Annotated in this window: 17 protein-coding genes and 1 riboswitch; of the genes, 10 read left to right on the top strand and 7 right to left on the bottom strand. The window is 63.8% G+C overall.

Annotation, left to right across the window (positions count from 1 at the left end; translation table 11 throughout):
* Positions 1–15 precede the first annotated feature (15 nt).
* The 3 genes from AC5RTB_RS04180 to AC5RTB_RS04170 are packed head-to-tail and all read right to left on the bottom strand — an operon-like array spanning position 16 to position 2,259.
* The gene (locus tag AC5RTB_RS04180; RefSeq protein ID WP_494059830.1) at positions 16–1,176 is read right to left on the bottom strand and encodes a M20 family metallopeptidase; all 1,161 of its coding nucleotides are present in this window, start codon (positions 1,174–1,176) and stop codon (positions 16–18) included.
* On the bottom strand, positions 1,166–1,837 hold the full coding sequence (locus AC5RTB_RS04175; RefSeq protein WP_494059829.1) for a DUF1028 domain-containing protein: 672 nt from the start codon (positions 1,835–1,837) through the stop codon (positions 1,166–1,168). Before AC5RTB_RS04175 ends, AC5RTB_RS04180 begins: the two co-directional genes overlap by 11 nt.
* Complete coding sequence (locus tag AC5RTB_RS04170) at positions 1,834–2,259, bottom strand: RidA family protein (protein ID WP_494059828.1); 426 nt, start codon at positions 2,257–2,259, stop codon at positions 1,834–1,836. Before AC5RTB_RS04170 ends, AC5RTB_RS04175 begins: the two co-directional genes overlap by 4 nt.
* A 162-nt stretch (positions 2,260–2,421) precedes the next feature.
* On the opposite strand from AC5RTB_RS04170, the gene AC5RTB_RS04165 reads away from it, so the two are divergent.
* Positions 2,422–3,396 (top strand): LysR substrate-binding domain-containing protein, encoded by a 975-nt coding sequence (locus AC5RTB_RS04165; RefSeq protein WP_494059827.1) that lies wholly within the window; start codon positions 2,422–2,424, stop codon positions 3,394–3,396.
* Here the strand turns inward: AC5RTB_RS04165 and AC5RTB_RS04160 are convergent.
* The gene (locus AC5RTB_RS04160) at positions 3,393–4,007 is read right to left on the bottom strand and encodes a TetR/AcrR family transcriptional regulator (RefSeq protein ID WP_494059826.1); all 615 of its coding nucleotides are present in this window, start codon (positions 4,005–4,007) and stop codon (positions 3,393–3,395) included. The two genes, AC5RTB_RS04165 and AC5RTB_RS04160, sit on opposite strands and share 4 nt — an antisense overlap.
* 80 nt (positions 4,008–4,087) lie before the next feature.
* Positions 4,088–6,070 carry a primary-amine oxidase gene (locus AC5RTB_RS04155; RefSeq protein ID WP_494059825.1) on the bottom strand — a complete coding sequence of 661 codons (1,983 nt, stop codon included), beginning with the start codon at positions 6,068–6,070 and terminating at the stop codon, positions 4,088–4,090.
* A gap of 119 nt (positions 6,071–6,189) precedes the next feature.
* Here AC5RTB_RS04155 and AC5RTB_RS04150 point away from each other — a divergent pair, with 119 nt between their 5' ends.
* The 6 genes from AC5RTB_RS04150 (at position 6,190) to AC5RTB_RS04125 (ending at position 14,466) form a co-directional block, all read left to right on the top strand.
* Entirely contained in the window at positions 6,190–6,648 is a 459-nt protein-coding gene (locus AC5RTB_RS04150) for a hypothetical protein (RefSeq protein WP_494059824.1), read from the top strand.
* Positions 6,649–6,689: 41 nt separating this feature from the next.
* On the top strand, positions 6,690–8,183 hold the full coding sequence (locus tag AC5RTB_RS04145; RefSeq protein ID WP_494059823.1) for an aldehyde dehydrogenase family protein: 1,494 nt from the start codon (positions 6,690–6,692) through the stop codon (positions 8,181–8,183).
* A 179-nt stretch (positions 8,184–8,362) separates the two neighbouring features.
* Positions 8,363–9,886 carry an APC family permease gene (locus AC5RTB_RS04140; RefSeq protein WP_494059822.1) on the top strand — a complete coding sequence of 508 codons (1,524 nt, stop codon included), beginning with the start codon at positions 8,363–8,365 and terminating at the stop codon, positions 9,884–9,886.
* A 51-nt stretch (positions 9,887–9,937) separates the two neighbouring features.
* Complete coding sequence (locus AC5RTB_RS04135) at positions 9,938–11,344, top strand: purine-cytosine permease family protein (RefSeq protein WP_494059821.1); 1,407 nt, start codon at positions 9,938–9,940, stop codon at positions 11,342–11,344.
* Positions 11,341–12,993 carry an amidohydrolase gene (locus tag AC5RTB_RS04130; RefSeq protein ID WP_494059820.1) on the top strand — a complete coding sequence of 551 codons (1,653 nt, stop codon included), beginning with the start codon at positions 11,341–11,343 and terminating at the stop codon, positions 12,991–12,993. The genes AC5RTB_RS04135 and AC5RTB_RS04130 overlap by 4 nt, the downstream gene beginning before the upstream one ends.
* A gap of 195 nt (positions 12,994–13,188) precedes the next feature.
* Complete coding sequence (locus AC5RTB_RS04125; protein ID WP_494059819.1) at positions 13,189–14,466, top strand: flavin-containing monooxygenase; 1,278 nt, start codon at positions 13,189–13,191, stop codon at positions 14,464–14,466.
* Positions 14,467–14,533: 67 nt separating this feature from the next.
* On the opposite strand, the gene AC5RTB_RS04120 is transcribed toward AC5RTB_RS04125, so the two are convergent.
* Positions 14,534–15,862, bottom strand: coding sequence for a bifunctional o-acetylhomoserine/o-acetylserine sulfhydrylase (locus AC5RTB_RS04120; protein WP_494059818.1), 1,329 nt, complete (start codon positions 15,860–15,862; stop codon positions 14,534–14,536).
* A 43-nt stretch (positions 15,863–15,905) separates the two neighbouring features.
* Positions 15,906–16,022: riboswitch (SAM riboswitch) on the bottom strand.
* A 154-nt stretch (positions 16,023–16,176) separates the two neighbouring features.
* Here AC5RTB_RS04120 and AC5RTB_RS04115 point away from each other — a divergent pair.
* The 3 genes from AC5RTB_RS04115 to AC5RTB_RS04105 all read left to right on the top strand — a co-directional run bounded on the left by AC5RTB_RS04115 (position 16,177) and on the right by AC5RTB_RS04105 (position 20,746).
* Complete coding sequence (locus AC5RTB_RS04115; protein WP_494059817.1) at positions 16,177–18,519, top strand: galactose oxidase-like domain-containing protein; 2,343 nt, start codon at positions 16,177–16,179, stop codon at positions 18,517–18,519.
* Between the two features lie 167 nt (positions 18,520–18,686).
* A complete protein-coding gene (locus AC5RTB_RS04110) occupies positions 18,687–20,105 on the top strand; it encodes a sensor histidine kinase (RefSeq protein ID WP_494059816.1) in 1,419 nt (472 codons plus the stop codon).
* Positions 20,099–20,746 carry a response regulator gene (locus AC5RTB_RS04105; RefSeq protein ID WP_494059815.1) on the top strand — a complete coding sequence of 216 codons (648 nt, stop codon included), beginning with the start codon at positions 20,099–20,101 and terminating at the stop codon, positions 20,744–20,746. Before AC5RTB_RS04110 ends, AC5RTB_RS04105 begins: the two co-directional genes overlap by 7 nt.
* Positions 20,747–20,801: 55 nt before the next feature.
* Here AC5RTB_RS04105 and AC5RTB_RS04100 read toward each other — a convergent pair whose 3' ends face one another.
* On the bottom strand, positions 20,802–21,425 hold the full coding sequence (locus tag AC5RTB_RS04100) for a hypothetical protein (RefSeq protein ID WP_494059814.1): 624 nt from the start codon (positions 21,423–21,425) through the stop codon (positions 20,802–20,804).
* Positions 21,426–21,458: the final 33 nt, after the last annotated feature.

Genomic DNA, 21,458 nt, shown 5'->3' with positions numbered 1-21,458 from the left:
ATTGTGATGTCCGGGCTACGCCAGATAGTCCAGCGCGGTGAGCGCCAAGGCGGCAGCGCCGTCGTAAATTGCTTGATTCGCTGCCTCACCAACGCAGTGGGCGGCGAAGCTTGGCTGGTGATTGGCTGCCGGGAAGCAGCCCAGACCTATATAGGGGTGAATGGCCGGAACCACCTGGGACACGTTGCCCATGTCGGTGGAGGCGCGGTTCATGGTCGCCTGCTCCGGGGGCGCATTGAAGTCCCGACCCAGCGACTCGGCGTGCCGAACGTACAGCTCAAGGGCCCGCTGGTCGGTCCGGAACTCTGAGTACGGTTCGGACTCCGGCGTGATCGACAGCTCGCACCCGGATGCCAGGGCGCCGGCCTCGAAGCACCGGTACACGCGCTCCTCCAGCCCTTCGAGGTCCGCCAGCGTTTCGGCGCGGACGTACCAGCGGCCCTCCGTCTTCTCCGGAATAGCGTTCGGCGCCTCTCCCCCGCGGGTCTGAATACCGTGCACACGAGTGCCCGACGGTAGCTGCTGCCGCAGCAGGCCGAGCGCAACCTGCGCGACGACAAACGCATCGTTCGCGTTGACGCCCATCTCCGGGTACGCAGCCGCGTGCGCTGACTTGCCCTGGAACTCGATGTGGCTGTGCGCGACGGCGTAGGGTCGGGCATCGGCGGAATCGACGGGACTCGGATGAGCCATCATGGCCAGTTCCAGCCCTTGGAAAGCTCCGCGCTTCAGCAGCTCGATCTTGCCGCCGCCGCCCTCCTCAGCAGGCGTTCCGTAAACCTCGACGGTGAGGTCCCGCTCCTCGGCGAATTCGGCGAGCGCAGCAGCGGTGCCACAGGAGATTGCGGTGATGATGTTGTGCCCGCAGGCATGGCCGAGACCGGGAAGCGCGTCGTACTCCGCCATGAGCCCAACCCGTCGACTGCCCGTGCCGAAGACAGCACGGATAGCCGTGGGGAAACCGAGGTACTCCTTCTCGACCTCGAAGCCGAGACTCGTCAGGTACTCGGCGGCCCATTCGGCGGCCTGGTGTTCCTGCCAACCGAGCTCGGGATTGGCGTGCAGTTGCTCGGAGAGCCCCATCAACCGCTGGTGCTCGGCGGTCACCGCCTCAAGTACGCGGGCGCGTTGCCCCGCATCGACGGAGACATCCGCCGTCGTCTGCTCAGCGGTCATCGCCGGGCACTCCGTAACTGACCGAAGCGGCCGGATCGAGCCCGCGATCCACATAATCTTCGCGCTGTGGCAGCCACACCTCGAGCAGCCGCTCCAGCTCGGCGATGGGATCCTCACGCCAATCCACGCGCAGGTCGGTGTCCCGCCAGCCATGACCCGAAACAACCGAGAGGCCCGCCGACATCACGGGCCCCGCCTCTCCCCCGGCGGCTTCGGCAGCCTTCAAAGCAGCGAGAAGGCGCTCTTCCAATTCTCCCGTGGCAGCCTCGAAACCATCACACAGCGCCTGCGCGACGGCGGAGCTCGTCAGCATGTTGCCGGCAGACACACAGTTCCGCCCCCTGCCCTCGCCGAAGGTGCCGAGCGTATTGGCCCCGCTGAAGACGGCGGATCCACCGGAGGCGTCCAGAACGACGAGCTGCCGGAAATCAATCCCAGGAGCGTCGCGCACGACGGCGACCAGTGCCTCCTGCGCGGACGATCCCGCCTCCATACGGTCCAGGAGCTCAACGCCGAGCCGCGGATCGGTGATGTTCTGCGAACTCACGACGCCGACACCGTCACGCAGGTGCGCACACCGGGCCGCAACGGCGGGTGACGAAGAGGAGACAGCAATGCCAAAACGTCCGTTGCCGTCGGTAGCGGCGATGCTGAACGTCACTTCTCGCCCTCCGGCGTCGAAAGCACAGCGGTCGCGTCGATCTCTACCAGCCACTCGGGCCGGGCGAGTGCCTGCACAACGATGCCCGTCGAGACGGGATACACGCCCTTGAGCCACCGGCCCATGGTGCGGTACACGGTTTCGCGGTAGCGCGGGTCGACCAGGTACACGGTCACCTTGACGATGTCCTCCAGGCCGCTGCCGGCTTCCTTCAGGAGCATGTCGATGTTCGCCATGGCCTTCTCGGTCTGCGCTTCGACGTCGCCGATCCCGACGGACTCGCGGGTGTCCAGATCCTGGCCGATCTGGCCACGAAGGTAGACGACCCCGTTCGCGACCACGGCCTGACACAGGTCGTTGTCGAGGTTCTGCTCCGGGTAGGTCTCCTTCGTATTGAAGGTACGAATGCGCTGGTGCTTCACGTGGCTGCTGCCTCTCCGCTTTGAATGTTCCTGTTCACGGTCACCCTGCTGGTTAAGCAAAGGGGTGCTGGTTCCACCTTCCTCCCGCAGACTGAATCTGTCTAACAGTCATTTCCGACATGTTGCATCAGCAGAAGTGTTGAAGGGAGTAGGCTGTGGCGCATGGATGTCACCTTGACCCAACTGCGCTATTTCGTCGAAGCCGCCGCCCAACAGTCGATGACCGGAGCTGCCCTTCGCCTGAATGTGGCGCAGTCCGCAGTGTCGGCCGCCGTCTCCCAATTGGAGAAGAGCGTCGGCTCACAGTTCTTCATCCGGCAGCGATCCAAAGGTCTGCTGCTCACGCCGGCTGGCGAGCTCTTCCTCCGTGATGCCCAGGCGGTACTCGGGCATCTGGAAGAAGCACTCGACCATGCCAAGGGCGAGCAGCGCAGCGTCGAAGGCCGCATCCGCCTGGTCTGCTTCAGCACTCTGGCGCCCTTCATGCTCCCCGGACTACTGGGACGACTCCGCACTGATCACCCGCAGTTGGAACTCGAAGTAACCGAAGCCGACGCCACCGGCTGCTCAGCCGCCCTCCTCACCGGTCAGGCCGACCTCGCCCTCTGCTACGACCTCGGCCTCCCGGAAGCGATAGCGGTTACCGCCGTCGACAGCGTCCGTCCCTACCTGGCCCTTCCGCCGGAGCACAAACTGGCCTCACGGAAGGAAGTATCGCTGTCCGAAGTGGCCGAGGAACCGTTCGTCCTGCTCGACCTCCCGCACAGCCGCGAGCTGATGCTCTCCATCCTGCGCAGCGCCGGCTTCGAGCCCAACGTGCAGTTCCGCTCCGCCAGCTACGAGACAGTGCGCACCTTCGTGGCCAATGGCCACGGCTACTCGATCCTGCACCAGCGCCCGCAGCACGGACTAACGTACGACGGCGGGCACGTCGCCGCCGTCGCCATCAAGGACAAAGTGCCGGAGCTGAGCATCGTTTTGGCCCGGCTGCGGACCCAGCGCCCGACCGCGCGTATGAGGGCAGTGGCACAAAGCGTGCGCCAGCAGCGCGCGGCGGCGGGTCAGCAGCGCGCGGCGGCGGGTCAGCAGCGCGCGGCGGCGGGTCAGCCGAAGCAGGCAGCGAAGGAAAAGGCCTAAACCACACCCGCGGCTTGCCCGGAGGAAAGCCGGCCCAGTGCTCGCTCCATCATGTGGCGCTGCCGCGAGCCCGTGACCACATAGGGGTCCAGCATCGAAGTGACGTGGAGCCCCATCATGATGTTGAGGAGCTCGTCGACGACCGAATCGGGATCCACCAAAGGCGGGCACTCGCCGTCGTGCTCTGCTTCCGCAAGGAATCCCATCATCAGGCTCCGCCAGTGCAGCAGGGCGTCGCGGCCCACTGCACGCAACGACTCCTCGGTCTGCGCACGCTGCCAAAAGGAGATGGCCACGCGCGCCTCTACGACGGTCAGCGGGTCTGCCGGAATGATCTCCAGACACAGACCGCGCAGCGCCGCGAGTCCGCGGCGACCCTCGGTGCCTGCCTCGATCCGCTCGTTGGTCCGCTCGCAGATCAGCTGGTACGACGCCAGCAGCAAAGCATCCTTGTTCGGAAAGTAGTGGGCCAGGACGCCGGGCGCCGCGTAACCGCACTCCCGCGCGATGTCCCGCATGCTGGCGTTCTCGATGCCCTGCTCAGCGATCAGCCGCCACGTGGTCTCGATGATCGAACGGCGTCGCTCCTGGTGATCTACCAAGCGGGGCATGACGCTCACTCCTCTGTTGCTGGTCTTTGGCCGTGTGCACACTACCACCGCGGGGAATGCTTCCCCGCGGTGGCTCGGTGCTAGTGGCAGCCGCCCGCATCGGAGTGCCCGCCGGTGCCCGCGGCTGTGCTACCAGCTCCGCTTCCGCTGGCGCAATGCCCCGAGGACGACGGCGGCACATTCAGTGTGGGATTCACGTCGAAAAAACCGTGCGGCTTCAGCTTGAAGCCTGTCGTGTCCACGGGCATGATCGGCCAGTCCTCCGGGCGCGGAAAGTGGGTCAATCCGAAGGAGTGCCACACCACCAGGTCCTGGCCGTCGATGTCGCGGTCCTGCGCCACGTAGGCCGGGAGGCCCGCTCCACCGGGATGCTGGTTCACGAAGTCTCCGGCCGCGTACAGTTCGTCCTCCGCATGACGGGTGACCCAGAGGTGGTGGCGCGCAAAAGCCGCCCGCGAAGCGATCGAGGAATCATCCGCCATCGCGAGCGTGGGACCACCCTCCGGGTAGAGCGTGTAGCCCACCGGATGCCCAAGCTGGTTCAGCGACTCCGGGTTGCTGATGTGCCAGACGCGGCCCTTGCTGCCGTCGGCGTCGCGGACCGCTTCGGATTCACGGGCCAACAGCGTGCGCTTCTGCGTGAAGGCATTGCCGTGCGGATTGGCCGTGCTCTTCGGCAGGCGCACCAGGTCCAGCTCCTCGACACGGTTGGCAGCGCCGTCGATCATCATGTCCAGCCGTGCGCTGAAGAGGTGCTGGTGGTAGGGCGCTCCGAGGCCCGGAGCGATTTCCGAGGCGTACGGGTAGTCCTTGTCGGGAAGGGCGGCGGTGAAGACGATGCCGGTTGCCTTGGCCTCGAACTCGATGGTGCCGTCCAGGTAGAGGTACCAGTAGAAGCCGTAGTCGTAGTTGCCGACAGTGGTGAAGAACGAGACCACGAGGCGGCGGTTGCGGCGAACCTCGTTGGAATTGGCCCACTCGTCGGTGTGCTTCCAGAGGATGCCGGCGTCCTCCTCGTGAATGCAGATGCCATTCTCGATGGTGCGAGGATTCCCGAAGTCGTCGGCGACGATTGGCGACATGTACGTGATCTCGCCCAGGCAGTCACAGCCGAGCTTGAGCGAGTTGGCGTCGCGTCCGACCAGGTATTCACCTGAGTCGAAGTAGTTTTGCCAGCTCCGGTACGGCGAAGGGTCGCCGTAGGGAACCACCATTTCCGAGATCGACGCGCGGTGGACCAGCGGGCGCCGTCGTCCGTTGTGTGTGTGGTGGAGCTGCTGGAGGACCAGCCCTTCGCGAGCGTCGAATCCCACCCGCAGGTCCCAGCCGGCCCAGGTGAGAAGGTTGCCCTCGACCGTGAAACTGGGGCCTTCGGGCTGCGTGATCTCGATCGGCTTCAGATCAGTGCGGAGTTCACCGTGGATCGCCGGCTCGGTGTAGTTGCCGTTCACCTCGGGGACGGCGACGGGGCCGTCGTCAATCAGGTGATCCACCCGGCGGTTCTCCACATCGACGAACGCCACGAGACCGTCGATGGGATGAGCCCAGGGGTGGTCACTCGCGTGGTCCTGCCGGAATCCCAGGCCGCGCAGCAGCCGCTTGCCCGTCTCGTTCTCGTACTCGAAGACGCCTGCTGACAGCGGTGCCACCCGGACCTGCTCCGGCGTGAGCCCCCGCGCGGCGAGAGAGGCATTCCATTCGGGATCCTTGGCGAGAATGTCCTCGATGAGCTCGAATTCCTCGAGGAGGACCGGGAGTTGGCCGTCGACGGCGGGGTTCAGCTCGCGCTGGTCGAGAACCCGGCCGCTGGTTAGGGACAGGCGCACATCCAGGGAGCGCGAGAGTGCGGCGTCCCAGAGCATGGCCCGGACGGTGCGGTCGACGTCTTCGTCCTCGACGGCGGCCTTCGGGGGCTCTATCAGGCCCAGGTAGGCAAACCGGGTCGTCTCCGCGACCAGACCGGCATCCGCGAGGATACGGCGGGCTTCGCGGATCTCCTCAGCGGCGAGCTGATCGAGAGGGTGCTGCGTCACTGCAGCCAGAGTGGGCGTCTCAAGGGTCATGACACTTCCTGAAAGTCGGGTTTTGGTGGTACAACTGTTCAACCAACAGTGCGATGTTACGCACCTCACAGGCCCGCCGTAAAGCCCACGGGTTAGGCAGCCGAAAAGTCAGGAGGGAAATGCACCCGTCTACTCAGTCGCGCCCTGCTCGCCTGGCGACTCGACGAATCCAAGTCATCCTCGTCAGTACCGCGGTAGCGATAAGTTCCGCCGCTCATGCGCTTGCAGCTGTCACCGGACCGGCCGGTCCGATGGCGTGGTGGATGGCTGCGATGACCATCCTTTGCCTGGCCTGCGCCGCTCCGATGGTGATGGGTCGACGCTGCTCCCCACGCGCGGCCGAACACCTGCTGGGTATGGGTGCCGCCATGATCCTGATCCATCTGACCGTTCTCGCCCTGCCTGGGACGGGTTCGCATCACGGAAGTGCCCACGGAGCAGGAGCAGCTCACGGTGTCGCGATGCTCGCACTGCTCGGCGTGGAACTCCTGTGCCTGATGCTGGCCTCCACCGCGCTGCGGCTCAGTCACCACAAACCTTCGTCCACACAAGCCTGGATGGCAGCACAGCCGCTGTAGTCCATCAACGCCCTTCATTGACCCAACCTCAAGGAGACCCCGTGAATACCAGCACCACCCTTTCCACCGACTGGCAGAGCCGTGCCGACGCGCTGGCCATTGACGGCCGCGCATTCATCAACGGCCGCCGCGTATCGGCAAGCGGTCAGCTCACCCGCGCCACCATCAGCCCGGTTAACGGCCGCACCCTGGCCGAGCTCGCCGCGTGCCGCGGTGCCGACGTCGACATTGCGGTCACGGCCGCCCGACGCGCCTTCCCGTCCTGGTCCCGCAGGGGTGCAGAACAACGGAAGGAGACCCTGCTTGCAGTCGCTGCCCTGATGGAGCGGCACGCCGACGAACTGGCGCTCCTGGAAACCCTCGACAGCGGCAAGCCCATCCTGCAGACGACGACGGTGGACGTTCCCGGCGCCATCTCCACCCTCCGGTGGTATGCCGAGGCGGCGGACAAGCAGAGCGGTGAGTTGCCGGCCGTCCCTCCCGGAGCCACAGCGCTGGTGACACGGGAGCCGCTGGGCGTAGTGGCCGCCGTCGTGCCCTGGAATTTTCCTCTGGAGATTGCGATCTGGAAGATCGCCCCCGCTCTTGCTGCCGGTAACACCATGGTGCTCAAGCCCGCTGAACAGACGTCGCTGAGCGTGCTGCGGGTGGCGGAACTGGCCGCCGAGGCCGGACTTCCCGACGGTGTCCTGAACATCATCACGGGTAGCGGCAGGGAGGTGGGTGCTGCGCTGGCGCACCACATGGATGTCGATGCCCTGGCGTTCACCGGGTCCACCGCGGTTTCGCGCACTCTGCTTGAGGCGTCCGGGAAGAGCAACCTGAAGCGACTGAGTCTTGAGGCCGGCGGGAAGAGCTCGAATCTCATCTTCGCCGATACTGCGGACCTCGTCACAGCTGCTGCCAAAGCCGCATTCGGTGCCTTCTACAACCAGGGCCAGGTGTGCTCCGCCAACTCGCGCATCCTGGTTCAGCGGGAGATCCACGACGAGTTCGCATCGCTGCTGGCCGACGCAGCGGCCGACTATCGGGCAGCGGATCCGTTGGCCGGCCTTGAGGGGAACGGTTCCCTGATCAGCGGTGCACACACGGACGACGTCGAGGGCTGGATTGTTCGCGGCCGCACCGACGGCGGGGTACTTTTCGGCGGCGAGCGCCGGGAGATCCGCGGCTCGAACGCTTACCTGGAACCGACCCTGCTGGGCGGCCTGCCTGCGAACCATGACGTCCATCGGGACGAGATCTTCGGCCCCGTGGCGGTGCTGCACGCCTTCGACACGGAAGCTGAAGCGGTGTCGCTGGCCAACGCGACAGACTACGGCCTGGCCGCGTCCGTGTGGACCTCGAACCTGTCACGTGCCCACCGTGTAGCCGGTGACCTGCTCGCCGGCACCGTGTCGGTGAACACGGTTGATGCACTCGGCAACACCACACCGTTCGGCGGATTCAAGCAGTCAGGGTTCGGGCGTGACCTGTCGTTGCACGCCTTCGACAACTACACCGCGCCAAAGACGACATGGATCCAGTTCGGCTGACGACATTCATCTGATGAAGTGATGAAGAGTATCGGTATTCAATGGTGTACGTGATGCAGTTCACAGGCCTACGCTTCTGGCAGTGATGACGCCGGCACCCGTAAGACACGGCGAACGACGGCACCCTTCCCGCCCGTTTTGCGCGCAGTAGCAAACTTAGCAAGAGCAAAGGACCGATCATGGATCAGCCAGTAGGCAAAACCCGCCTCGCGGAGGAACAAAGCAAGCATCTGCAGAAATCGCTCGGCCGCTTCGACATCCTGCTGCTGGTTGTCGCTGCAGTAATCTCCGTCGAGGTCCTGGGACAGGTCTCCGGCTTCGGCGGAGAGACCTTCACCTGGACGCTCATCTTGGCTGTGACCTTCATGATTCCCTACGGCCTCATCTTCGCGGAGACCGGCGGCGCCTTCACTGAGGAGGGAGGGGTGTACGTCTGGACGAAGATGGCGTTCGGCCGTGTGGTCGCCGCAATCACGTCGCTGTTCACCTGGGTGACGCAGCCGGTTTGGGTCGGCGGAGCGATGGCATTCGTCGCAGTGGAAACCTGGTCCGAATACGTCGGCCACATCGAGGCCGGCAGCGCAGGCGACTACATCTTCAAGCTGGTCTTCATCTGGATCACCGTGACCTCAGCCATCATTAGTCTGAAGCATGGCAAGTGGCTGCCTTCGCTGGGAGCCATCCTCAAGGTGCTCTTCCTGACCTTCTTCATCCTGGTCACCATCGTGTACGGGTTCCAGCACGGGTTCAACGGACTGGATCTCGGGTTCTTCTCCCCCACGTTGGCCGGGTTCCTCGGCGTAACACCGTTGCTGCTCTTCTCCTTCCTGGGCTTCGAGTCAGGCAACAGTGCAGCCGGGGAAATGAAGAACCCCGCCAAGGACGTTCCCATTTCTGTCGCCCGTTCCTCGGTGATCGCGGCCGCCAGCTACCTCCTGCCGATCCTTGCCATCCTGCTGGTGGTTCCGGTGGACCAGATCACAGGCATCGGCGGATTGTTCGGTGCGATTGCCACCGTCTACACGGTCTTCGGTCCTGCCGCCGAGATGATGTTGGCGATCTCCGCGATGGTCTTCTGCTTCGTGCTCGTTTCCCAAGGCGCCGCGTGGATGATCATCAGCGACCGCATGCAGGCGATGGCCGCCGCCGATGGTTCCTTTTTCGGAGGCTTCTTCGGTTACTTCCACCCCAAGCTGGGCACCCCTATCCGCGTCAACACGTTGTCAGGCGTAGTGGCGACTCTGTTCATGCTCGCTGCAATGCAACTGACCGGTACCAGCAGCGCCCTGTTCGGAGTGGTGCTGACCATCGCGATCTCCACCTTCCTGCTCAGCTACCTGCTGGCTATCCCGGCCGCAGTGAAGCTCCGCACCAAGTACCCGACTACCTATCGCCCATTCAAGGTCCCTGTCTCCGATACCGGATTCAAGGTGCTCGGCGCCATCTGCTTCGGCTGGATCCTGATCGGCTCATGGGTTGCGATCTTCCCCGGCACGCTCGATGTTCTCTTCGGCCTGGAATACAACTTCGAAGAGATCTGGGGCGTCTCCCAATTCACCTTCGAAGCGTTCGCCCTCGGTACGCTCGGCTGCATCCTCGCCCTGGGAATCGTGGGGTATGTCCGGGGCAAGAAGGTCCGTGACGCTGTGGCCCCTCGCGACGCCGCTGTAGCCGAGAACGAGCCGTTCACGTCCGGCGTCTGACTCAACCGGTCCACCAATCGTCCGCAACTCATCGCACGAAGGAGTGCACTCATGCTTGACACACTCAAGAACTCCCGCTCAAACAGGGCCACAAAAGGGGTCACCTTCGAACGCCGTCATATCCGCCCGATTCCCCTGGATGAACGACACGGCACCACGCGAGGATTGTTCTTCGTATGGCTCGGAATCAACATGCTTCCGCTAACGGTCGTCACCGGCGCGCTCGGGCCGACGCTGTTCGGTCTGTCCCTCGGCTGGACCATCACTGCGGTAATTATCGGCAATGTCATCGGTGGGTTAGGGGCTGCCTTGCACGCTTCCCAGGGACCCCAGCTGGGAATTCCGCAGATGCTTCAAGCCCGTGGGCAGTTCGGCTACTTCGGCGGAAGCATCCTCGCGCTCATCGCGCTCATCATGTTCCTTGGTTTCTTCGCTTCCAACCTCGTCGTTGCGGCGCAGAGCTTCGCGGCGGTTTTCCAGAGTGACTCGATCAACGCCGGGATCATTGTCTGTGCCGTGATCGCTCTCGCCGTCGCAATCTTTGGTTACGACCTTGTGCGCAAGCTGATGGGCATGTTCTCCGTCGTCGTCGGGGTACTCGTAGTGATCTCCATCTTCATCGCGGCGTCGAACCCTGCGACCTTTGCAGTGCAAAGCGACCTCGGCTTCACCGCGGCCGGCTTCTTCGGAATGCTCGCTATCGGCGTCACCTGGCAGCTTGCCTATGCACCCTACGTCTCCGACTACTCGCGATACATGCCACGCGAGGGCGGAGCAAAGCAGGCGTTCTGGGCCACCTACCTCGGTCTCGTCATCGGCACAGTGCTGGTAATGATCCTCGGTGCGTTCGTCGGCCTCACGACCACCGACGGTGACGCCATGGCTGCGCTTGGCGGACTGCTCGGAGGATTCGGTCCGATAGTGCTCTTTGCGTTCGGAATCGCCTCGGCGGTGATGAACTCGTCCAACATCTACTCCGGTGTGATGTGCTCTCTGACCGTATTCGAGACCCTCTCATCCAAAATTCGTATCGATACGGTCAAGCGCGTTGTCATGACAGTTGCTTATGCACTTCTTGCCATGCTCGGAGCGCTGCTGGGAAAGGATGACTTCCTGGTCATCTTCGGCAACTTTGTCACCATCCTGCTGTACGTCCTCATTCCCTGGTCGGCGATCAACCTGGTTGACTACTTCATCCTGCGGAAGGGTCACTACGCGGTGGATGAAATGTTCCGGCGTGACGGAGGGATCTACGGTCGTTGGGACAGGATCGGACTCGTGAGTTACCTCGTCGGCATCCTCGTGCAGATTCCTTTCATGGTGACCACGATGTACACCGGGCCATTTGCGGAGCCGCTCGGTTTCGTCGATGTTGCGTGGATGGTTGGGTTCGCGGTACCAGCAATCGTTTATGGTTTTTGGAAGCGTTCCGCGATCACCGCAGTGGGGGTGCAGTGAGCTCTCCGAGCCTCGTCATTACCGGCGCGCAGCTGTGGTCCCCTGACCGCAGCCGCGCCACCGCGCTAGCCGTCACTGATGGGAGGATTACCGCAGTCGGCAGCGACGATGAGATCCTCCCGCTTGCCGGTTCCGAGACTCAACTGATCGCAGCCGCAGGTGCGGCTGTCCTGCCAGGTTTCCATGATGCGCACATCCACGCACAAGCGGGTGGACTTGCGCTACTTGGATGCAATCTCGACGCCGCGCACTCACTCGAGGGATACGCCGGCCTCATTCGTGCCTTCGCGTCGAACCATGTCGGCGAATGGGTGGTGGGGTCCGGTTGGTTCGGTGACGTGTTTCCCGGCGGCCTACCGTCCCGGCATCTGCTCGACGAACTGGTGCCGGATCGGCCCGCTGTCTTCACAAGCCACGATGCACATGGCGTTTGGGTGAACACCGAAGCTCTTCGCCGAGCGGGCATCGACAGGAACACGCCTGATCCTGCGGCAGGTCGAATCGTCCGGGACTCACACGGCGAGGCAGCAGGCGTGCTTATGGATGCAGCGGGCGAGCTCGTCTCCAGGCTCATCCCTCCTCTCCGTCCAGAGGATCTCCGCCAAGGGCTACTGACGGCTCAACAGCACCTGTTCTCCCTTGGGATCACCTCGTGGCATGATGCAATCCTCGGTGCCTACCTGACCCTGCCCGACTCCCTTCCTGCCTACATCGAAACCATCATTGACGGTTCCCTGCGCGCACGGGTGACGGGGTCCATGTGGTGGCCTCCAACAGCCGGACCCGAGTACGTCCCAGAGATGCTCGAACGGCTAAGGGCGAGCGGTGAGGCTGGCTTCAACGTGCATAGCGTGAAGATTATGCAGGACGGCATCTGTGAAAACTGCACAGCCGCACTTATCGAGCCGTACAGGGGCGTGCATCCAGAAGCCCGCGGTGATTCCGTGATCAGCCCCGAGCACCTCGGCGAAATTACTGCAGAGCTCGACGCCGCCGGGCTCAGCATCCACTTTCACGGAGTCGGCGACCGCGCGGTCCGAGAATGCCTGGATGCCGTGGCCCACGCTCGCCGCCGGAACGGTAGGGGACAAAGACACCAGATAGCGCACCTTGACGTCGTCGATCCAGCCGACTTCGGCCGGTTCGGCGAGCTCGAGGTAACAGCCAACCTGCAACCCCTGTGGGCTCGGAACGACCAGGAGATTCTTGAGCGGAAGTTTCCCCTTATTGGCGAGGAACGGGCCCGATACCACTTCCCCTTCGCATCACTTCGCGACGCCGGCGCGCATCTCGCGATGGGCAGCGACTGGCCGGTGACCAGCCCTGATCCGCTGTGGGGCCTTCACACGGCGTGCACACGCACTGCTCCTTCAGAGGATGTGCACGCCCTGAATCCCGAATCGCGGGAGCCTGCCCAGCCGGAGGAACAGCTTGGTATTGATGAGGCCATTCGGGCGTACACGCTTGGGTCAGCCGAGGCTTCGGGGACAGCAGGCGAGCTGGGAAGCTTACAGCGGGGCAAACTCGCCGATCTGGTGGTTCTTACCGGCCGGATCGAGGGCCCCGAAGGTTTCGATCGCGTGCAAGTGGCCAGGACCATACTTGGCGGCGAGACGGTGTATGAGCGAGCACTAGATCAAACGTTATAGTCAAGCAGTCGAATCTGAATTTCAGATTCAAAAGGTCGGATTTATTAGTTATGCAGATGAAACACCACGGACAAGAATGAGATGACAAGGAGGTGCAACGGCAGCCATTTGATGGAGCCGGTCATCGCACCAGAGCGCACAACTTCGAATGTCGCTCACCCCAATCACAGTTCGTCTCATGCAGAGGAGATCCACATGTCCAACCCCGAGGTTGAGGTCCTCGTTGTAGGCGCAGGCCAAGCCGGCGTCGCGATGAGCGAACATCTGAGCGAGCAGGGAATTCCGCACCTGGTTCTGGAACGACACCGCATCGCAGAGCGGTGGCGCTCCGAACGGTGGGACTCCCTGGTTGCGAACGGGCCAGCCTGGCACGACCGCTTCCCCGGCATGACGTTCTCCGGCGTAGAGCCGGAAGCTTTCGCTTCCAAGGAGCAGGTCGCAGATTACTTTGTCGCCTACGCCGAGAAGATCGGAGCACCGATCCGATGTGGTGTGGAGGTGACGTCCGTGCGCCGGAACGTCGGCGCACCCGGTTTCAAGGTGACGACGTCGGCGGGAGACTTCACCGCACGCTACGTGGTGGCTGCTACCGGGCCGTTCCAGCGTCCGGTGATTCCCGCCGTCGTTCCCGACACCGCTGGTTTGACCCAGATGCACTCGAGCAAGTACCGCAACCCGGACCAGCTGCCCGAAGGTGCAGTGCTTGTGGTGGGAGCCGGATCATCCGGCGTCCAGATTGCCTCCGAGATCCAGCGGTCAGGCCGCCAGGTGTACCTGTCAGTGGGTCCCCATGACCGGCCCCCGCGAAGCTACCGCGGACGGGACTTCTGCTGGTGGCTCGGAGTGCTCAACAAGTGGGAAGCTTCCGCTCCTCCACAGGGCGCGGAGCATGTGACGATCGCGGTGAGCGGGGCCGACGGCGGCCACACCGTCGATTTCCGCACTCTCGCCGACGACGGCATCAAGCTGACGGGCCGGACCGTCTCTTTCGACAAGGGAACCCTGCGCTTCGCCGAGGATCTTCGGGACAACATCGCTAACGGTGATGCGCACTACCTTGCGCTACTGGACGAGGCTGATGCCTACGTCGAGCGCAACGGCCTTGATCTTCCCGAGGAGCCGGAGGCACGCGAGTTGCGACCGGATCCGGAGAGCGTATCCAATCCCCTCCTCGAACTGGATCTTGCAGATGCCGGCGTCACCACAATCATCTGGGCAACGGGCTTCGCCGTTGACTACAGCTGGCTGGAGGTCGATGCATTCGACGAGAAGGACCGTCCGCGGCAGCAGCGCGGGGTTTCCACTGAGCCCGGCATCTACTTCCTTGGGCTACCCTGGCAGTCACGCCGCGGATCGAGCTTCATCTGGGGCGTGTGGCATGACGCCAAGTATGTCGCTGACCAGATCAGCATTCAGCGCAGCTACCTTACGCACAACGAGCAGTCCGCGGTGGTGGCAGGCCTTTCAGCTTAGCGCGGTAACAGGCGCCGAATCCGCGGCCGGTCAGGGACTAAGACTCCTGACCGGCCGCTAATTTTCACTACTCGGCGCTGGCTGCACCCTTCGCCGCACGGAAGCCGGTCTCGAGATCCGCCAGAATGTCGTCAATATGCTCAAGTCCCACCGAGAGCCGGACCAAACCAGGCGCGACACCAGCGACAACCTGCTGTTCCGGGGAGAGCTGGCTGTGCGTGGTGGATGCCGGGTGGATGACCAGGGACCGGACGTCTCCGATGTTCGCGACGTGTGAATGCAGCTCGAGCGCGTCTACAAACCGCTTGCCGGCCTCGGCTCCGCCGGCCAGGTTGAAGGAAACAATGGCACCGGTCCCCTTGGGTCCGTAGTGACGACCGCGCTCGTACCACGGGCTTGACGGAAGCCCGGCGTAGGCGACGGATTCGACGTCGTCCCGTGCCTCCAGCCAGCGGGCAACTTCCCCCGCGTTGGCGACGTGGCGTTCCATCCGCAAGCTCAACGTCTCCAGTCCCTGGGAGATCAGGAAGGCGTTGAAGGGCGACACCGCTGAGCCCAGGTCGCGCAGGAGTTGAACGCGTGCCTTGATGATGTAGGACAGGTTGGCACCCAGGGCGCCGCCTTCCCCAAGGTCACGGCTGTAGACCAACCCGTTGTAGGTGGGGTCCGGCGTGTTGAAGCCGGGGAAGCGCTCCGGGTCCTTGCCGAAATCGAACTTGCCGGAGTCCACGATTACCCCGGCGATCGCTGTGCCGTGGCCGCCAAGGTATTTGGTCGCGGAGTGGACCACGATGTCCGCGCCCCACTCGAGCGGGCGGATCAGGTACGGCGTCGACAGTGTGTTGTCCACGATCAGCGGCACTCCTGCCTCATGGGCAGTGCGGGAAACGCCCTCGATGTCGAGGACGTCCTGACGGGGATTCGACACAACTTCGGCGAAGAACAGCTTGGTGTTGGGCTGGACGGCGTCGCGCCACTGGTCGAGATTGTCGGGGTCCGCTACGAAGGTGACGGAGATGCCGAACTTCTTCAGCGTGTGGGCAAACAGGTTGTAGGTGCCGCCGTACAGGCTTGGGCTGGCGACAATGTGGTCGCCAGCCTCGGCAACATTCAGGACCGCGAAGGTTTCCGCCGCCTGCCCGGAGCTGAGCAGGAGGGCAGCCAAACCGCCCTCCAGGCTCGCGATCCGCTGCTCCACCGCGTCCTGGGTGGGATTGCCGATGCGCGTGTAGATGGGCGCCAGCTCGGCCAGCGCGAAGCGATTAGCGGCGCTTTCGGCGCTGGGGAATACAAAGGACGTGGTCTGGTAGATGGGCAGTGCCCGGGCACCTGTGGTGGCGTCAGGCTCCTGCCCGGCGTGGATCTGGCGTGTTTCGAAGGACCATCCGTTGGACATTCAAGGCTCCTCTACTATTGGCCCGGCATGCTGGGAGCACCACGGGCCGCGCTTGCCATCCGGCCCTTCGCCGGACAGCCAGGTCCTCACCCGGGGCACCCCGCCGCGGATGGAGGGTTGCCGGCCAGCAAGCCGGGGCTTAATGCTGGCGCTCATGACCTACGCACAGTGTAGGCAGGCGAGCTGTAGTGGGCGCCAAGATGACGAAGATGTATCCGTCGAGAGCGAAGCCAGGTGAGCGGTCCCAAGATTCCTCCATGGCGCCCGCGTTAGCTTTTGCTAAGCGCGGGATGAATCCGGACGGAGGCGCACCGATGTCTCGACTTGTATCTGCGGTTGTGATGGTCTCCCTGCTGGTCGCGGGATACGGGGCGTCGGCTACGGCTTCGGCCGAGCCTTCGAGCGCGACCGGAGTACACGAGCACGGTCCGGTGGCTCCGGCTGTCGTCTCGGATGCGGCCCCGGAGTCCGAGGAACCCACCGCGAACCTGACGGTTCAGGCTGTGACAAGTGAGTCGCAGGGATCCTGGGGCCCGACGATCAAATTCCCGCTTGTCCCGGCTGCGGCGGCGCTGCTGCCTGGCAACAAACTGCTGACCTGGTCCGCCTACTCCCCCACCACGTTCAGCGGGGCCAGGGGATATACCCAGACGTCCATCCTGAACCTCACCACCGGCGAGGTGAGCCAGACCCAGGTGTCCAACACCGGTCACGACATGTTCTGCCCCGGGACGTCGATGCTGCCGGACGGGCGGATCATGGTCAGCGGGGGCAGTAACAGCACGAAGACCTCGCTGTACAACCCTGAGGCGAACAGCTGGACCGCGGGGCCAGCCATGCAGATCGCCCGCGGTTACCAGTCCAACGTGACCACGTCCACCGGCGAGGTGTTTACCATCGGCGGGTCATGGTCCGGCGGCGTCGGCAACAAGCACGGCGAGGTGTGGTCCGCCGTCGGGGGCTGGCGAAGGCTGCCAAATGTGTTGTCCGGCAGCATCCTGACCGCTGATCCCGCGGGCGAATACCGTTCCGACAATCATGCCTGGTTGTTTGCCGCCCCCGGCGGCCGTGTGTTCCACGCCGGGCCGAGTCGCCAAATGAACTGGATCTCCACCACAGGCAATGGCAGCATCACCCCGGCGGGTCTGCGCTCCGATAGCCCCGACGCCATGAATGGTAACGCCGTGATGTACGACATCGGGAAGATTCTCACCGTGGGCGGAGCACCTGCCTACTCGGGTATAAATGCCACCGCGCGGGCGGACACGATCGACATCAATAACGGAGTCACCGCGGCCCGGACCTCAAACATGGCCGTCAACCGGACGTTCGCGAATGGAGTCGCGTTGCCCGATGGCCAAGTGTTGGTGGTCGGTGGTGAGGCCGGGCCTGCTCCGAGGGCTCCGGAAATCTGGAACCCGGCGACCGGACTGTGGACCACGCTCGCCTCGATGGCCACCCCCCGCGCCTATCACAGCGTTGCCCTGCTGCTCCCGGATGGCCGTGTCTTTGTCGGCGGTGGTGGACTGTGCGGCAACTGCACAACAAACAATTTGGACGGACAGATCTTCACGCCGCCCTACCTGCTGAACGCAGACGGCAGCCCGCGCACCCGGCCGGAAATTTTATCCGCACCGACGTCGGCCGCGCCCGGCAGCACGATTGCGGTGACCACTGGAGCGCCGACCACCGAGTTCTCACTGATGCGGATGGGTACGGTGACCCACTCCGTGAACACCGATCAACGGCGGGTTCCGCTGACCGCGACAGCGGTTTCGGGCAACACAGCGTCGCTAACGTTGCCGGTGGATCCCGGCGTGCTGGTGCCGGGCAATTACCTGCTCTTTGCCGTGGACGGCAACGGCGTGCCCAGTGTCGCCTCGACGATCAAGATCGGTTCGCAGCAACCGGCTTCCGCTCCATTCCGTCCGAGCATCGGCAGCGCCGCAGATATAGTGGCGGCCGGGCCGGACGGCGTGCTGTGGAATTACCCGGCTACAGGCCAGGGCGGCTTCCAGCCCCGGCAGAAGATCGGTTCCGGTTGGTCCGGGCTGTCGAAGGGGTACGTGACCGACTGGAACAGCGACGGCGTCTTCGACATCATCGCGCAATGGAAGGACGGCCGGCTGAGTTTCTACTCCGGGAAGCATGGTGGAGGGTTCGCGCCCGCCCAGGCCATCGGTTCAGGATGGAGCAGCTACCACTTGACAATCGGCAGCTGGCGCACGGCCGACCGGTATCCGGGCATCGTTGCCTACGACGCTGCAGGGACTCTCTGGTACTACGGCAACGGCGCGGGAAAGGGCTTGAGTCCGCGCACCAAGATCGGAACCAGCTGGGGCGGCCTCTACCTCACCATGGTGGACTTCGACCAGGACGGAAGGCAGGACCTTCTCGCCAGGCGCAGCGACGGCAATCTGCTGCTGTACCGCTCCACGGGATCCGGCACCTTCTTCACCGAGCCCAGGCGCGTGGTAGGCACCGGGTGGAACGCTGTCGACAGCATCACCACGGTGGCGGCATTCACCAGCGGAAGCCAGGGAGTCATCAGCCGACTGACTGACGGAAGGCTCGCCCACTACCCCTATAGCAGGGGTGCGTGGGGCACGCGCACCATCGTCGGCTCAGGCTGGGGCGGATACAACATCTTCCGGTGACCCTCGGGCAACCAGCGGCAATCCGTGAGGATGCCCGGTTGGGTGCTGTTGGTCCCAAGGTTCCTTCAACCTGCGGAGGATACGAATGGTGGGCGGACGCTACCGCTGAAGCTGGTATCGAGGCTAGTCCGAGAGGCTCAATGCACCCGGACCGAGTGGGGGGACCGATGTCGAGTGACGAACGCCTTGGTGGGGAAAGCCCGGGACGCGCCCTTCGCCTGACGCTGGCTGGGTGGGCCGTTGGGATCGTCGTTACCGGCCTTGTGGTGTGGAGTCCCCACGTGCTGTTTGGCTACCGCAGTCCTGCCGTGCACTTAGTGCTGGACTCTGTGGACGCGTGCGTGGCTTTGCTGGTGGCATACCTGCTTGCCGGCCGGTTCAAGCGGCGGAGAAGGCTTCAGGACTTGCTCCTCGCCCAAGGCCTCGTGCTTCTGGCTGCCGCCGGAACGGGCATGTCGTGGCTGACGGCCTCCTTGACAGGGGACCGCGAGGGGAGCCTCGATGTGTGGCTTCCGCTTGCGCTCCGGTCTATCGGTGCAGCGCTCATCGCGACCGCGGCCCTGGTAAGCCCGAACCGGGAGTCACCGTCACGTTCGGGGCTGCGGACGGTGACGATTCCAATAGGTCTTGTCATTTTGGGGTCTGCGGCCCTGTGGGCGGTAAGGGGCCACCTGCCCGCTGCCTTGGACCGCTCCATGGACGCAACGACGCAGCCTTCGCTGTTTGCCGTCCACTTTCTGTTTCTGGCAGCCCAAGCCGCGGCGGCTCTGTGCTTTTTCCTGGCATCCGTCGCCTTCACGAGGCGTGCGGCTAACCGCGACGACCCCTTGCTGCACTGGCTTGGCCCGGCTTGCGCCGTTGCAGCGTGCGCCCGCGTCAACTACGCGCTGTTTCCCTCGCTATACACGGATTGGTTCTATACCGGCGACCTGCTGCGGACCGGCTTCTACGTCTTGTTGCTGATCGGCGCCAGCCGGGAGATCAAACAATATTGGGACGCGTCTTCCCGGGTTGCCATGCTGGAGGACCGGAGGCGGCTCTCCCGCGAACTGCATGATGGTGTCATCCAGGAGCTCGCTCTGCTCCGGATGGAAGGTTACTCCCTGCCGTCCGATTCGCCGGCGCGGACCCGGATCCTCGCTACCTGCGATCGAGCTCTGGACGAAGCCCGTGCCGCCGTCCACGCCCTCGGCCATGGCGGGGACGAGTCGCTGGATTTCGTTTTGCGCCGGACAACGCGAGAGCTGGCGCAAAGGTACCGCGTGCATTTGGACATCGAGGTCGATGATTCCATCGACGCAAATTCGGAGGAGCAGCACACCTTACTGCGGATCACCCGCGAGGCAGTGGCAAACGCAGTGCGCCACGGCCACGCTGAGCAGGTAAGCCTGCGGTTGGGCAGGGACCGTGACCGGCGGCAACTGGTTGTTGAAGACGACGGCGTGGGTTTCGATGTTGACGGTGCGACGGGCGCCAATGCCGGCTACGGGTTGATCAGCATGCGGGAAAGGGCTCGAACCCTGCCTGGGTTCGTTGACATCACGTCCCGGCGGGGAGAAGGAAGTGTGGTTACGGTGACATGGTAGAGCAGCAGCGTTTACGGGTAGTGATGGCCGATGACCATGCCAGGATCCGGGCTAAGGTCCGCGAGGCGCTCCAAACGGGCGGCTGGCAGGTTTGCGGGGAGGGTGCCACTGCCGGGGAGGCGGTTGAGCTGGCACTGGAGCACCGCCCCGACGTGGCCTTGCTTGACATCCACATGCCCGGCAACGGGATCTCGGCCGCCCAGCAGATCAGCAGGACGCTGCCGGAAACCGCGGTCGTCATGCTGAGCCAGTCAGCGGACGATGAGGATCTCTTCGATTCCTTGCGGGCAGGAGCGTCCGGATATCTGCTCAAGACCACGGACCCGGCGACTCTGACCGATGTCCTACGCGGGGTCCTCTCCGGCGAAGCGGCGATGTCCCCTGCACTCGTGACCCGCATCCTGCAGGAGTTCAAAGCACCCGCCCGAAGGGCTTTGAGCTGGAAGCCGGCGGCCGTGGCGAGACTGAGCCCGCGCGAGTGGGAGGTCATGGAGCTTCTTGCCACTGGACTGTGCACCGAGGACGTCGCCAAGAAGCTCTTTGTTTCTCCGACGACGGTGCGGGTGCATGTGTCAACGGTCCTGCGGAAGCTCCGGGTGAAGGACCGGCAGAGCGCCTTCCGTATATTGAGCGAGCAGTAAGCAAAGGGTGCGCGATCCGTCATCGAAGATCACGCACCCTCCAAACCGCGCTCTGCTAAGGAAGCAGTACGGAAGCCCCTTGATAGCCGATGTAGAGGCCGCCGGAGGAACCTGTCTGAACGACCGATGACCACGTTCCACCATGGCCTTCGTTGCCCATGCAGGGTCCGCCAACCTCTGGAACGGAGCCCGAGGAAGTTGAACTGCCCAAGCCGGTGAGATTGAAGCCGGTGATTTGGTTCTTCACCCGGAGATCATAGGCGACGGAGCTTGCAACGCCCGTGCTCACCTTGTGGGAGACGGTGTGGGTTTTCTCGCCCTTCTTGCCCTCGCCTGTAACCCACTCACATACGCCGTCGTACGTGTCCTCCGACTCATAGGAGAAGGTGACACCGGAAGCGTTCTTTTGTAACTGCTGGTTGTTCCAGACAAAGGCAGTCTGTACATCCCCCTTACCGACGAAACCAGTGCCGGTGGCCGGATCGAAGGTGACAGCTGCGGAGGCCGGTGCCGCCAGGACCAGTGAAGCTGAAAATGCGGTGGCCGCCGCAGCCATCAAGACGTTTTTGCGCATGGTGATCTCCCGATTGTTGCCCGCTAAGGGCATTGTGTTTGGAAAGAGCAGGGATAACGAGGTTTCCCTTTCGTGCGTATCGGCCGGCCCGCTACGTTGATTCAAGGCTACGTTGAAAAGGTGCAATAGTGCCCTGCA

It is taken from the genome of Arthrobacter sp. M71 S08 (assembly GCF_059089725.1).
Note: the sequence above shows the minus strand (reverse complement) of the source record. Positions and strands in the feature narration are given on the sequence as shown.

Coding starts and splice junctions, on each gene's coding strand:
- AC5RTB_RS04180 (WP_494059830.1), bottom strand. CDS start 1,176: ATGACCGCTGAGCAGACGACGGCGGATGTCTCCGTCGATGCGGGGCAA.
- AC5RTB_RS04165 (WP_494059827.1), top strand. CDS start 2,422: ATGGATGTCACCTTGACCCAACTGCGCTATTTCGTCGAAGCCGCCGCC.
- AC5RTB_RS04160 (WP_494059826.1), bottom strand. CDS start 4,007: ATGCCCCGCTTGGTAGATCACCAGGAGCGACGCCGTTCGATCATCGAG.
- AC5RTB_RS04155 (WP_494059825.1), bottom strand. CDS start 6,070: ATGACCCTTGAGACGCCCACTCTGGCTGCAGTGACGCAGCACCCTCTC.
- AC5RTB_RS04150 (WP_494059824.1), top strand. CDS start 6,190: ATGCACCCGTCTACTCAGTCGCGCCCTGCTCGCCTGGCGACTCGACGA.
- AC5RTB_RS04140 (WP_494059822.1), top strand. CDS start 8,363: ATGGATCAGCCAGTAGGCAAAACCCGCCTCGCGGAGGAACAAAGCAAG.
- AC5RTB_RS04135 (WP_494059821.1), top strand. CDS start 9,938: ATGCTTGACACACTCAAGAACTCCCGCTCAAACAGGGCCACAAAAGGG.
- AC5RTB_RS04125 (WP_494059819.1), top strand. CDS start 13,189: ATGTCCAACCCCGAGGTTGAGGTCCTCGTTGTAGGCGCAGGCCAAGCC.
- AC5RTB_RS04120 (WP_494059818.1), bottom strand. CDS start 15,862: ATGTCCAACGGATGGTCCTTCGAAACACGCCAGATCCACGCCGGGCAG.
- AC5RTB_RS04115 (WP_494059817.1), top strand. CDS start 16,177: ATGTCTCGACTTGTATCTGCGGTTGTGATGGTCTCCCTGCTGGTCGCG.
- AC5RTB_RS04110 (WP_494059816.1), top strand. CDS start 18,687: ATGTCGAGTGACGAACGCCTTGGTGGGGAAAGCCCGGGACGCGCCCTT.
- AC5RTB_RS04105 (WP_494059815.1), top strand. CDS start 20,099: ATGGTAGAGCAGCAGCGTTTACGGGTAGTGATGGCCGATGACCATGCC.